Source organism: Paenibacillus sp. 01T422 (assembly GCF_056398785.1).
Map to the genome: position 1 here is coordinate 17,242 of NZ_JBFTQB010000018.1, position 14,811 is coordinate 32,052.

The following is a 14,811-nucleotide window of genomic DNA, read 5'->3' on the forward strand; positions in this document are numbered from 1 at the left end:
ATTTGTTTCATCTAGAGAAGCGCTTATATAAGAGAGGATAAACAGAAACATAGTAGCAATGAAACAAATTGTATAAATGATCGTCTTATTTTTATGAGTTCGAATTCGCATAGTCATTTATATATAGAACACCCTAGGAATAATATTCCATTCCTAGGGTATATTCTACGAAAACTCCTTATTAGTTACCCCAATATGACTTAGCAGTCGTTCCGGTAGCATCTACATATGAAGTTTGTGCAATTGTATGATCATTCCCCCAAACGCGATCGGTATCGCCAATAACTGAACTACCAACTAAATATTCAAATCTAGCTCTTGTGTAATGATATTCACCTGACCAATATGTTTCAGCTGTTAATCTAGTTAAAAGAACTGAGCTTCCAGTGTAGGATTTTGTTGCAGTATGGCTCTCTGGAGAAGTTGATGAAAGAGCGGCAAGAGATTTTGATTGTAAACTAGTATTATTACTATTCGTATAATAACCTTTACCTTCCGTCCAGCCACCCGAATTTCTGCTAAGACCTTGATTCTCAGAAGCGAAAGCTGAAGTACCCACACTAGCAATAGCCAAACAAACTAGTAAACCTGAAATCGACTTTTTCAATTAAATATACCTCCCAAAATATTTTTTTGTTGCGCAACTAATGTAAACAAGCGAATTTTGTGAGGTAGATCGATAAAAGATCGAGTAGGCCCTTGCGCAATTGCAAGGTTCTCTCAGCGATCCGAGCGTACGGGGCATCGCACCCGGCTCCGCCAGATTTATCCTCTTGGGGATTAAGTTCTTTATAAGTAGCAAGTAGACTACTTAGACSGATCTCTTTAAATCATGCATTYGGCATCACATACTGAGCGTGCTGGTCCTTTAGGGAGGGTATCGTAATCCTGCCCGCCAGCCGGTCCTACAAGCCTTCCATTACAAACGGATGGTCGTCGAGCAGAACAACCCGGATTCTATCAGGCATGTTCGCTTTCCTCCTTTTCCAGCGGTACGATGAGCGTCACGGAAGTTCCTCGTCACGGCGCAGAAAGAAAGTACGCATCCCCGCCGGATCCGGATCGAAAACAGACGCAGGATCGAATCCTCGGCCATTGTCGCTGATTTTGCAATACATTTCTCGCTTCGCTCCCCAAATATGAAGCGACATCTCCGTTGTCTCCGCGGATTAACCTGCCGGTTGGATAGATGGAAAAACTACCGTTAATCTGCTTAACTCAGTGGCCAGGAGCGGAAATAGCGGTAGGAACTCTAGCTAATGGATTCTAACTSGATGAAAATGGAATAGTTCAGTGAAATTAGTGGTATAAATTCCATTTATTTGGACAAAAATGGAATAATCGAGGGAAATAACGGGAGTAATCGGCGTTAAGTACGCGTAATCCTAGTTTCACCCTTGCAGGAGCAGAATCGTCCCGCCCGAAACGCTAATATAGAAACGCCGGTCACCTGTTTAAGGTCACCGGTGTTTTTTCACACATTACCATTTCTACTCGTCACGATACCCCTTACTTCCCCGCCACATTAAGCCTGAGCCTGCAACACCACTATTATTCGATAGTGCCGGTTTACCTGGCACCCCTTTCGCAAACGAGTCCGGACTGCCAGAATGCCGTTCGAACTTGACGGCATCAGCCCTCGTATAGATCATATCGGCAGGTAGGGTTGGCGGATCTACGGTTGTCGGAGTCTCCCTGGTTAAACGAACATACTCGCTGCCGTCTCCCTGAAAGTCGAACGTTCCAAGATTAACCCAACCCGACGAGCCGACTGTCGCATCGATATACGTGGTCTCGGTAACCGACTGATGTTTCACTTCCACTTTGACATGATTATCGTTTGCCGTTGTGTGGACGAGTTTGTAGATGGAGACCGTATATCTTCCCTCAGGGAATTGAGCCTTCCACGTCGCCGATGATCCTTGAACGGTAGAGTACCGAGACTTAACACCAATTTTGTAGCCGGCTAAATTGCTTCGGCTCCAAGACCCTTCCGTGGTGTATAACCCGGCTGTATTCGTGCTGTCGACAATAACCGTCAGGTCTTTGATCGTTATAGCCAAAGGCGGTGTTGTTAAGGTCACTCCGTCCATCGTTACTGTGGCCCACACCGTGATATGGTCTGTAGCTCCATCAAGGCTTTGAAGGGTCAACAAACCGCTGCTGTCCACTTCAGCCAGATCGGTTCTATCCACATAATACTGTACATTGGCATGTGCCAGATCACCGATCAGGCCGTTATCCAAATAACCCGTTACACTCAGTTGAGCAGCTCGAGTCATCTGCAGCTCATCCTGATTCGACAGGATGGCCACCGATTCCAGCAGCGGCATCCGATTTGGGTTCACCCACATCATCGCATCAGCAACTACCCGTGACTTATTAGCCTTGTTGGTTAATTCAACATACCCACTATCACCTGCTGCAAAAGGGTAAGCACCCAGGAACACCCAAGTCCCATTGGCTGCTGACTCATCAACGGTAACCGTCTGTGAGCCACCGCTGTAATAAACGGTAAAAGCGGCATTGGTTGCCCAATTTTCACTCGTGGCGGTAATTTGCGGAAGCTTGTAATACACGCTATAAGTGACACTTTCCGGCAGCTCGGGCCGCCAGACAATCTTGCTAGTCGCTGTACCTGAAGTGGATTTGGCATACACATAGTTATCGTAGTAATAGTCATTAGCCGTTGTATCGCGTATCCAGACGCCTTCTGTCTCCGCCTCCGTATTATCCACAATGATGGATGACCCCGCCTGCCAATCCGGTTGGACCGGCGTCGCCGTTACCTGATCAGGCAGATATAGCGTTCGCTTGCGCGTCTGTTTCCCGTCCGATTCCACATAATAAGTGAAGGTTTGGGATAAATCGTTTACCCGTATAGACCATTCCATCGGATAGATCGCATCTGGAACCGTTGTGTACGTGGCCCCGCCGTCCAATGAGTAATGGATTGTCGCTGGTTTCGACGTTTTGGCCTCTACGTAAGCATCGTAGGACGTTTCGTCCGGCTTGACGATTAGCATGCCTTTAACTGCATCTATTGGACTGTGAACATCGAAAAAATAGCTTGCATCCGATGTATCAGCCGTTCTAACCTGATGCAGCGGCACATCAATGTGAAGGCCTTCCACAATGATTGCTGTCATTCCCTTGCTTGAAACCGTGGCCTGAATGATTCCGCCACTCATAACCGCCTGCTCTGGTGTGCCATTATCGCGGATGATGGTTACGTTATAATCTTGTGCGGGGTCGAACCCAATGAGCTGCGCATTCAATTTAATTGGAGTCTGTACTTCAGCACTCGATTCGTTGCTTAATCCAATGTAAAACTTATCTCCACTTTCACCTGTTATCCAGTTCAATTGAGGATGGTTAGTCTGGATAATTCCTTTGGGCATCCACACCCAAACGTTCGAATTGCCGTAGAATTGACCTGGTTTATTCCCATAGAGATGATACTTGAACCATAGAAAATTAGTTTCGAATACAGAAGGAAATGTAATACTCCCATTCGATTTCAGCGATTGTTCGCTGATCAGATAATCCATCGTTTGCCCGAGCTGCGCTGGCATGTGGTGATAATAGATGGATGTCGCCCCGCTGGGGCCTTCCAAAGCAAAATCCGGTTCCAGTTGACTAACAGCGAAACCTTTATAATAATAACCCGGATAACTGGAATAACGTCCGATAATCGCATTATGAGCGATATCCTGCAGCAGCTTATCACCTGTATAGAGCGACAATCTCAACATGAAAGGAGCCTCCTGCGCATTCATCCGATAATAGCCGGTTGTACTTCCCGCTTCGAACGTCAACCCATTGGGTGAAACAAGCCAACTGTCCGCTTGTACGCCACCGGCTACGTCTTCAGGAAGCTTGCTCCTCGGATAATTATACTTACCGCTTTCCGGCCAATGGAACGACTCCGTGTAATTATACGTCTCCGGCTGAGGAATCGTAACGGTGCCCCCAGGTACTGGACGAGCAACGAACATAGTAGCGTACTGTTTGGCTTCCTTGTAAGCGGCATTCAAGTATTTAGGGTCCTTTGTATCTTCGTAGAGCTCCAAGATCTCCATCCACAGCTTACCGTAATAATAAATAAACTCATTTTTACTTACATTCACAGTTTCAGGAGTATCGATATTTTGAAGGATATAACTGTCGGCTGCATCCTTGGCAGCCTGTAAATACTGCGCATCCCCCGTCATACGGTACATCATTAACGGCTGAATGACTGGCCCCCGATCTTCTGATCAGGGTCGCGCACAAGATACTCCTGCTGCGCTAACGCCCCAATCCCAGCCGATGTGCCCATCATCTGATTGACAGCGGCTACGCTTGAAACATCGAACGGCAAGGTTGCCATTTTCCATAACGAGGGTACGCCATATACGGGCTTCTGTGTCGGTGACCAACCGATACCATTTCGCGATACACCGTACTGGATGGACGGCAGCGCTCTCGTATCGTAGAGCTGGTCATCTCCGGTCAAGTAGTAAGCCCCCAGTAGAGCCGCATTCGATGTTGTTCGAACGCTATCCTCGTTCTCGATGTCAATGAAGCCCTTGGCTCGGTTCCACCATCCACTGGGCGAAGGAACATAATTCACAGAGTCGTCACCCTGAGGCTCAATCTTGAGCAGATCGATCATATTGAACATCGCATCCGTAAGCGACTGTTCAGCGACATTTTCCCGGTAGGCCGAATAACCGTATTCACTGCGGAGAATATCCCCGTAGGCCTTATATAGACTGCTGCTTTGAGCGATTAGCCCCATATGAAATTGATAGGTGCTTTCCGCAGTCATTTGCGAATAAGTTCCTAGTTGAGGAGCATACAGGATCGGCTGCACGCTGCCTTCGTTGTTGACAAGACTCATGCCCAGCCGTTGTTTCGTAACGCCTCCCGTCGGTTCAAATTCGACCGGAAGCTCTGCCGACGGTACAAATACGCCATACGTCAAAGCGTGCCCTGCGCCGTCATTCTTTTCAACCAGACTCATCGGAGCGCTCAGCTCTCTTAAGCTTGTTGATTCCACTGAACCTATCATTTTGGCATGCGATCTGAACCCATTCAACACTTCATTGATGCCAGAGACTTGCTCTGTGGTGAAAGACTGATAGCCGATCACATAATTGCCATCCCGGCGAGGTGTAAAGGCGAAAGACACATCAGGTTTGTCTCCAGACAGGGACCAGTTCACTTGCAAATCGTAATCGCTTTCATGCGAAGAATCGGTTAATACCGCCGTGTGGCTGTCAGGGAAATGAATCCCGTCGAATGTAACCCAGCGTTTGTTCATCGTATCGTAGTAGTTGGTACGGCTTCCCGCATTCCCATCCAACAGGACCCACTGTTCTTCAAGTCTTTCCGCCAAATTATTAATTGCCACCCAATTCCCCGTATCCGTGTCCTTGTAGAACAGATCACGAACGATGGATTTGCCTCCATCCCAAGCAGCTTCATAGAAAGTCACCTTATAGTTGGCGTTCTCGATGCTGCCTTTGTCCGTATAACTGAGATTCGCCAATGTGCGGCTGCGCAGTGGAGGCAGCGGTGGAGCCTGCTGCCGAATATTCCCTTCGAACTTGACCGCGTCGGCCCGCGTAATGATGGTTCCCGTCGTTGGCTGCGTGCGCGTCAGTCTAACAAATTCAGTATCATTGCCGCTGAAATAATACGATCCCAAATCAACCCATCCAACAGATGGTCCCGACGAGGGCCTGAGATCCATAAACATGACATCGGTAATCCCATTATGCACAATTTCGATTTTCACATTACTATCTGCTTTATCCGCCCAATTAAGCTTGTTGAACGATATTTTCGCCGTTCCTGCCTCCAGGCGCGGATTCCATGTGATGCTTCTTCCCACCGCATCCGTATACGTGGAACTGGAATTATTATACCCCTTCACTCCTGTGCTAGTGCTCCAATAAGGAGCCGAGTATCCGTTATTTTTGTTATCCACATCAGTCGTGACGACACCATTAATCGTAAGGCTTCCATCATCGATAATAATCGTCTTATGCGGCTCTTTCTGCTGAATATTCCCTTCGAACTTGACCGCATCAGCGCGCGTAAGTATCGTGCTAGTGCTGCTGGTAGACCGAGTCAATTTAACAAATTCCTCGCCAGACCCAGAGAAATAGTACTCTCCCAAATCTACCCATCCCGCAGGCGCCCCGAATGAAGGCCTTAGGTCCATATATACAACATCCGTCATCCCGTTATGAACGATTTCAATCTTCACATTGTTATCTGCTTTGTCCTCCCAATTAAGCTTGTAGAACGATATCCTCGCCGTTCCAGCTTCCAAGCGCGGACTCCACGTTATAGCTCTGCCTGCTGTGCTCGTATAGTGGGAACTGGAATTATTATATCCCTTCACCCCTGTACTTGTGGTCCAATCCGGAGCCGAATATCCGTTATCCGCATTATCCGCATCAGGGGTCACAACCCCATCCATCGTGAGGCTCCCGTCATCGATGATAATGGTCTTGAACGGTACAGTCTCCGCATTAGCTGTCCTTATTCCGAATAGGCTTAATGGAACTATTATCGTCATGATGACAACAATTAAGAAAAACAGCATCCTTTTTATCATACAGCTCACTTCCTTCCCTTATATTGGTAACGCTTTCAAAACAACGCAACCTCCTTTCTTCCCATGAGCACAAAGAAGCAATTATCCGCATCCTGCTGGTCAATCCCCCCTTTGTCTTTGATATCATAGCATGTCGCTTAACCGTGAAATTTCTTTAATTTCTAGAATTTCTTATAAGATTTTAAGTAAAATAAACCTGCAACGTATTCATCTGCCGAGCAGCAGTCTGATACGTTGCAAGTTTTACATAAGGAACAAAACGACTTTAAACTATACTAATGGCGGCTGTACGAACAACAACTTGCCAAGCTGGATTACTGTTTGATCGTACCAATCCGGATGCTGCCGAACATGCTCAACGCTTCGTTCATTACCACATGCCTCGAACACAGCCACTTTGTCTGTCTTCTCGGTATTGATTTCGAAGCGAACGGTATGTTCTCCATTCGGGAGCTCCGGCAAGAAAACATACTGATTCCGATTATGATCGTTATACAGTGTGAATCGATCCACAAGGAAGGGGTCCCCGCCGTCCACCGTCACCTTCAATCTGCCAGAATCTGGCCCCCCGATATCGAACAGTCCAATGTGTGTGCCTTCAAACTGCACCGTGATGGCCTCCCCCGGATCGACCGCTCGCCAAAGTCCGGAGAACAACCAGTCGTACTCGCGGGCCAAAGCTGAATCATCGGGAGTTACGTAGGACCATCCATCCGTTAAATGGGCATGACCATCCAGCGGCAGCATTGTCGCGTACTCCCAAGGATTCGCTGGGACCAAAGTGGTCTCAGGCAAGTTATGTTCGACTCTTCCCAAGGAATCTCGAAGTTCGCTTATTTTCTCAAACGAGCGGGAGATCGTATCTGTATAGATCTGGTGTCCTTCGGGAATTATCGGATGGATCGAATCGTGCGTAAAAACAATCGCTCCAGGAATGGACTTGTCTGCCCCTGAGGTAAAAATGAGTTTTCCTTCGGACACCAAATGGCTGACCGCTACGCCCAGATGAATCGAAGGAATACCGTAATAATCGGCCACTTCCTCTTGCATAAGCGCCCCCTTCTGGTATTCCCCGGATTGAAATAAGGCCACATCCCGCTCCTTCAGCGTATAAACGAAGAGGGTATCGATAAACCGGCTCATCTTGCGGATTTGACGGACGATCCCTTCGATGCGCGCCTTGGACTCGGGTACGCCGCCATCGTTGCCAACAAATTCAACAAACACAAGATCAGGCTGATGACGCAGCACATCCCTCTCCAAACGGGCGCAGCCCAAATCCGATCCTGTACCGTCAATGCCTGCATTCACACAGCGGATATCCGCCTTGGGATATTGCTCACGAAGCCAATCCGCCGTCATGACTCTATATCCTTTAGAACGCGTATTGCTGCCGCCAAAATAGACGATTGTCACGCTTTCCCCATTCTCCAACTTCTGAATGACATTAGGCAGCCCTCTTCGAGGGAATAATTCTTTCATCGCAACTTCACCTGACCCTCATTTATCGTTGTAGGAGCAAACAATTTTACAGCAAACACTTCGTGATAAGGCGAACCGTAAGTTGCGAAGAAATTAATTCGAATTCGGGTTACACCTTCCGCATCCACCTTATGTTTATTCAACGTGAGATAATTGCCACGGATTACGATTTCCCTCTCGGTTCCGTCTTCTAAGGTCAAGATCACACCATAATCTTGGATAAGGGACTCGATCGGATCGTCGAAATGTTCCAAATCCAGCTGCGAATTGAAAACCAGATGGATTTCGTCCAGATGTTTGGGGCTTGCAAAAGAGAATTCCAACCATTCCCGTCCTTCTGTATGTTCGGAAATCCAGCCATTCGGCAGACCATAAGGTCTGGAGTAGCCGTTGACGACATTGTCGGGATTATACATCTGCTGGGATGGCAGCAGGTCCTTGAAACAAATACTCTGATTAAATTTCTTCAGCCTGGACGGCACTTCCGGCTTATAATGGAAGCTAACCGCACCTGTAATCTTCTCTTCGTTGACATAAACGGCTAACTTAGCCGTACCTTCTAGCACGATGTAGATTTTATCGTCCGCCGGCTTCTCGCAGCTCAAGATCAGCGTAATCCAGTCATCATGACCAGCTGCAATAGTTAGTCGGTCGTCTTTCAACTCGCAAGAAGGAATGTAATTCTCCTTCCGTTCCCCGCCAAACAGCTTCACATGCAGCGTTTCCGAATGCTCGGAACTATTTTTAATTCTGATCTGTACGCTTTCTGCCACGGATGTCTGAATCGGCAAGACCAAACATAACCCTTTCTCCAAAGGAATCGCTTCAGTTGGATGCGGATTGGTGTAGCTGCGCTGAGATGAAGCGCGAATCTGTAATCCATCAGCGAAGTAAGGATCCAATTCCTCTTGAAGCCCTACAATCGTTTGTCCGTCCCGAAGCAGCAGCGCCTGCAGCTCCCCCATATGAGATTCGACTATAGCTGCAGGGTCTACCTCATATTTCGAGCATAACGAAGCAGCTGTTCCAACCGCCTGCCCCATACAACCGCAGGTTGCCATTACTCTTGTAGAACCGAAAGCAACATGCGTAGCACTTATATTTCGACCAGCGAACATGAGATTGGGAATATTCTGGGAAAATAAACTGCGGAACGGAATATTGTACAAGCCAGGCACGAAATTCCAAGCTGTAGCTGGCCCCTCATCATAGATGCCTTTAGCAGCATGCAAATCCATATACCATCCCCCGACGGATACTGCATCTTCGAAATGCGGTTTTGTGGTAAGATCGTTCTGAGACAGCATGTGATCCCCTATAAATCGCCTCGACTCCCGTTTACCTGGAATCGGGCAGACATAATCCAAGATGAGATTGTCCACATCGTCAAATTCGCCGCTATTTTTGATATAATCCCATATCCCGTAAACCAATTTCCGCAGTTCCAATGCGATGTCTTCATTGTTTGCGATAACATCCATATGTCCGCCGTATTCCAGCCACCACAATCCGCCGAGTCCGTTGATTTTTCTAGGAAAAGCCCGATGGTTCAAGCCTTTTCTGATACTATCAAAAAAATCCAACCTCGTAATATCATACGCAAAGCCAGGCCGCTTGTACGGAACGGAATATTCGACATCACGGGCTTGAAACAGGATCGTATCTCCCATGGTGTAATGATCCGCCACTTCAGGAGCCAAGTCTTCCTTGTATTCGTGCCTCGCCTCTCTCCCCCTTCGGAAGAGCGCACCTGCCTGATAGCCGACAACCCCGTCTCCGGAGCAATCGATGTAGGTTCGGCTTTCGAACCGGAATTTCCTTTCGGAAGCCAATTGAAGTCCTTCCACCCATTTGATTCTTCCGTTCTCCATTCCCGTTTCATGCACACAGGTATTCAGAAATAGAGAAATGTTAGGCTCATCATAGACCATATCCAGCAGGACCGTATCCGAAAGCGAGAGCATAAGCTTCTTGTTATATAGCGGATTATAGTGGAAAATCCTCAGTTTGAGTTCTTCCACTAACCCGCCCTCACGCGCATAATAGGATGGACTGTTTCCAAGATAGGCCGACCCGTTGATATGAACCCTGACCTCGCTGCTGGCATTCCCGCCAAGAACCGGTCGATCATTAATAAGTGAAACTTGCAGTCCTTGACGTGCTGCAGCAATGGCGGCGCATAGCCCCGCAACACCTCCGCCTACGACGGTTACATCCGCTTTAATAAGCTCCATTGTGATAACCTCCATGATTAGATACATCTATCATGGTAATCCTTTTGAACCCCGTTTTTTTACATGATTTCGCGAAAAACTCACACATTTTTTGCAACCTTATTTGGATTCATACCGTGTCATTTTTATCCGATATTGCTTAGGTGTATCACCTGTGTACTCTTTAAATAATTTACAAAAATACCCTTCATTAACAATTCCGACTTCCTCGCACAATTCCAATAAAGAATAATCCTGCACGTTTAACAGCTCAAGAGCCAGTTGAATTTTCTTACGGTTGATGTAGCTGATAACGCCTTCGTTCATTGTTTTTTTGAAAAGACTGCTAAAATACGATGGAGCTAAATTCACTTCCTCGGCGATAGCCTCCAACGTTAGACGCTGTTTAAGGTTTTTCTCTATAAACCGCATAGCACTCATAATTTCTGCACGATGTAAAAGTTGGCCAGCGTGCACATATTCGTATGTGAAATCGCTAATATAGGCCAGTTGCTCCCGAAATGCCATGAATAGGGTGGGAAACTCTGCTACATCTGTGGTCAACGTGCTCCCCGATTTAAATTTCGCAATAATGTCTCTATACAAGTCTCGAAGCATTGGTGCCATGATGGACTTGTGGATTTTATGCTCCATAACAAATTGATTTAAATCAGCAAATTCTTTCTCCAACTCTTCCTTGGAAACCTTTCGTTGCACCCATGTAAGAAATTCAGCCAGCTTCTGCTGAAACTCCTCCTTTTTGTCATTCCGGTAATGGAACCGATGCGCGGGTGTTTTCACTACTTTCTCTGCATGATAATAGAAATCCTCACTCACATGATTAGCTTCCGTGTAAGCTTGTTTAATGGATTCCCAGCCTCGGTGCGGACCGCCAAAAGCGACAGATACCCTTTGATTCAAATATTGATGCAAATGAGAGACGATCTGACTCCCGAGTGTCTGGCAAGCATATTCCGTATCCATTCTACTATGATTATTTTCCCAGGAAAGAAAACCAATAAAACGATTATCGGAGAGATCTGTAGCAACACCCTGGCCACAATTCATCACCGTTTCTTCGATTACATTTGTAATTGCATATTTCAAGATGTTTTGGTCAACCGCTGAATATTCGTGGCGGAAACTTTCATACAGATTCATTTCAACAATAAAACAGCAATAGTTAGCTTGAAAGAAATGGAACTGCATACGATTGGCGAAATCGGATGCCCGATGGGAAGGGATCTCACCTCTAATCAGCTCGTTAAAAAATTGCTTACGGACTCTATATTTATTTTCAAGAACGGATACGTTCAATGATTGAAATTCCTCTTCTTTTTTCTTAACCTCATCCCAAATTCCAGCTGCTTTATCCAAAGCTCGCTCCAAATCCGCTTCCCTGAGCGGAACCTTAACAATGTACTCCAACACGTTGGCATGAATAGCTCGCTGGGCATATTCAAAAGACGAATAGGCAGTCAAAAGAATGTATTGGGTATGAGGCAGCTCCGGCTTTAACTGCTCAATCATGGAAATGCCATCCATTCGCGGCATAACGATATCGGTTATTACGATATCCGGCTTAAGCCGTAAAATTTCCTCGATCCCCTTCTGCCCATTATTCGCTTTGCCCACCAAATGGAATCGCCCTTCCTTATGGGAGAGCTCGTTAAAAAATAGTTCCAATCTTTGGATGATTAGATCTTCATCATCAACGATGAAGCAGGTGTAGTCTCTCACCATCATGCATCTCCTTTGAACATACCTGCTGGAAATATTGCGCGGACACGGGTTATTTCATTCGGTATGCTAATGATCTGCAGCCCGAACTGTTCGCCGTAGTGAAGTCTTATTCGACCATGAATATTGTTTAACCCAATTCTTTTCCTTTTCAGCTCTAGATCACTCGGTTCTGAATCTAGAATATGCTTGATTCGATCCATTGGAATTCCTTCGCCTTGATCAACGACTTCGATCATAACGATGCCGCCCTGCTCGTAGGCATGAATAGTAATCGAACCTTCGATTCCCCCACCGTTATAGCCATGGAAGATACTATTCTCCACAATGGGTTGCAGCAGCATTCGAAATACGGGGAACTCCATTAATCCATCTTCGATATTCTCAATCAAGTGGAAGTACCTGTTATAACGGATGTTCTGGATCGCAATATAGTCCGCTACATTTTGCAATTCCTGACGTAATGAAACCTTCTCCGCAGCGTCGGCTACCCCGTATTCCAATATGGAAATGAGAGACCCGATCACCACATCAACTTTCTCTATTTGTCCCAGGCGTATAACATTGCTAATAGATCCAAGCGTGTTATACAAAAAATGAGGATTTATTTGCGATTGCAGCACTTGGATCTCCAGCTTCCGCTCAAGTTCGTTATGCAGCTCCGCTCGCCGAATCAGTTCCACAATTTGCTGCAGCATACGGTCGGAAGCTCGGGAAAGATCGCCGAATTCATCGTTTCGGTTTATCGTCATTGTCGTTGTCAGGTCGCCTTGCTCCACCCGCTTCATTTTTGTTTTGAGCGCATAGAGCGGATTTCTTATATATTTGGCAATAAAAAAGGAAATGAACAGACTTAAAAGAAGACCTGCGACTAGAAGCCCGATATAATAGGTTTCCAATCTGGATAACGCAGCTTCCAAGCGAGATTCATCGTTGATCGACAGGATGGACCAATTGAATTTCTCTGTCGATTTCTTGAGTATGGAGACCGGCTTGCCATCCTTGGTATGCAATTGAAGGCTTCTTCCTGTAGTATCAAGAATTTGTTCCGCCGACATGTCGCCGATTGTAAACGTATGATCTTGAATATTCAGGGGGCCTCTATTCTCTGAAAATCCGGCAATGATTTTGCCAGATGTAGTAATCAGGGCCAGATTCATTTGCTCTTCTTTATTAATCTTGAACAAGGTTTCTTCAATGGCATTGAGATCCAAATCAATCGCAATGGCCATAGGAGACGGAGAGCCATTCAGATATCGAACCATCGTAACGGTCCAGCCGGAATACTTGGATGTATAAGGATCACTGACAAAGGTAGTCCGTTTGTTCTTGTCAGCCGCATCAAACAACGGTTTTCTGTCCGCTAAGGGTTCATCAAAAATTCGCGTCAGCGTACTTCCGCCTAGAATGGATAAATCGCTATTGATCAAGTAAATGTTACTGACGTAATTACTATTGAGCTCATACAGCTCTCTTAATTGCTTTTTAATTACTTCCGTATTATTAATGTTTGCTTTCACCGATGTTTCGACCGAGAACAAGATCGTCTGGAAAGAGGAGAAATTAATCGTTAAATACTGGTCAACTTTGTCCAAGATTTGTTTTGTGTAATAAATATCATTGGTCCTTATTTCCTTTTGAACATAGCGGTAGGACAGTTGGCTTATCAAGATGATGCAGCTTAATACAAATGCAAACACGATAAAAAATAGTTTTAAAGGCAAGCTGATTCTTCTTCGCATCGGTCATCTTCCTTTTAACTCTGTATTAAACTAAGAATAGCATAGGACAACAAAGAGAGGGGCTATTAATCRCCTCTCTCTTCGTTTATTTACTTGATTAGGCCTGCTTCTTTAAATTGCTTGATTGCTGTATCCTTATATTTCTGCATGTCAAACTTCGTATCCAAGGTTTTGAGGAAATTATCCCAATTGGTAAGAGGGTCTTTGCCTGTCATGAATTTGACTAAGCTCTCATTAATGAAACGAGTGCGGTCAGCTGCCAAGGTATCGCTTGGGTCCGCCGTCAATAAATTTCCGGGCAAAGTAGGCCCCACATATTTCTGATTGTCCGTGAAAGCTTCTGCCGTCTTCGGATTCTGGAAGCTGAAGTACTCGGCATCATCGCCACGACGCGGCATTCTATAATGATCAACCCATAGATACTTTTCTTTCATATCCTTCGATAACTGAGATGTTTTGTTCTTGACCTTGCCATCCACGATATCCCAATGAATCCCTTTGATCCCGTATGCGAAATTCGGATAGGCTTCCTTGTCCGTAAAGAGATATTCCAGCATAGATAAGATCCGTATGATTTTGTCCTTATCCGCTTTCTTAGAAATGGCCCATGAATTGCCTTGGAATGATTTACTCTCCACGATTTGATCGCCGTAAGGCCCTTTCATTGGAGGAATGACGATCCATTCCGGTACCTCTCCGCTGATTTCTTTCATTTTCTGCTGATAATCTGGTTCCAGTCTGCGGGCATCTCTAATCATGAAGCCAACTTTACCTTTAAATAACTTTTGATCCAACAAATCGGGCGTATTCATCGTCACCCAGTCGGGGTCTACAACTTTGGCAACCATCATTTTATTGATGTAAGCGAGCGCTTCCTTCATTTTGGGATCGATAAACAGGAACACCGGTTTATTGTCTTTCACTTCAATGGCTGAGGGCGGATTGACGCCAAACATCCACATTAAGCTATCGAAGCCGTAGGTTTGCAAATTGCCTTCTTTATTCATACCGCCTATGAATC

The 14,811-nt window shown here is 45.9% G+C and carries 9 protein-coding genes; all 9 read right to left on the reverse strand.

Annotated features, from left to right (window positions below; all coding sequences use genetic code 11):
• Positions 1-181: 181 nt before the first annotated feature.
• Complete coding sequence (locus tag AC1DUA_RS02180; RefSeq protein WP_477498166.1) at positions 182-607, reverse strand: hypothetical protein; 426 nt, start codon at positions 605-607, stop codon at positions 182-184.
• Positions 608-1,004: 397 nt separating this feature from the next.
• Positions 1,005-1,151, reverse strand: a complete 147-nt coding sequence (locus AC1DUA_RS02185) for a hypothetical protein (RefSeq protein ID WP_477498167.1) — start codon at positions 1,149-1,151, stop codon at positions 1,005-1,007.
• A 339-nt stretch (positions 1,152-1,490) separates the two neighbouring features.
• Entirely contained in the window at positions 1,491-4,214 is a 2,724-nt protein-coding gene (locus AC1DUA_RS02190) for a golvesin C-terminal-like domain-containing protein (protein ID WP_477498168.1), read from the reverse strand.
• A gap of 11 nt (positions 4,215-4,225) precedes the next feature.
• A complete protein-coding gene (locus AC1DUA_RS02195) occupies positions 4,226-6,613 on the reverse strand; it encodes a golvesin C-terminal-like domain-containing protein (protein ID WP_477498169.1) in 2,388 nt (795 codons plus the stop codon).
• A 270-nt stretch (positions 6,614-6,883) separates the two neighbouring features.
• Entirely contained in the window at positions 6,884-8,095 is a 1,212-nt protein-coding gene (locus tag AC1DUA_RS02200; protein ID WP_477498170.1) for an SGNH/GDSL hydrolase family protein, read from the reverse strand.
• A complete protein-coding gene (locus AC1DUA_RS02205) occupies positions 8,092-10,329 on the reverse strand; it encodes an FAD-dependent oxidoreductase (RefSeq protein ID WP_477498171.1) in 2,238 nt (745 codons plus the stop codon). The genes AC1DUA_RS02200 and AC1DUA_RS02205 overlap by 4 nt, the downstream gene beginning before the upstream one ends.
• 99 nt (positions 10,330-10,428) lie before the next feature.
• Complete coding sequence (locus tag AC1DUA_RS02210) at positions 10,429-12,051, reverse strand: response regulator (RefSeq protein WP_477498172.1); 1,623 nt, start codon at positions 12,049-12,051, stop codon at positions 10,429-10,431.
• The gene (locus AC1DUA_RS02215) at positions 12,051-13,790 is read right to left on the reverse strand and encodes a sensor histidine kinase (RefSeq protein WP_477498173.1); all 1,740 of its coding nucleotides are present in this window, start codon (positions 13,788-13,790) and stop codon (positions 12,051-12,053) included. Before AC1DUA_RS02215 ends, AC1DUA_RS02210 begins: the two co-directional genes overlap by 1 nt.
• An 89-nt stretch (positions 13,791-13,879) precedes the next feature.
• Positions 13,880-14,811 (reverse strand): type 2 periplasmic-binding domain-containing protein (locus tag AC1DUA_RS02220; protein WP_477498174.1); only part of this gene is annotated, 932 nt, incomplete at its 5' end.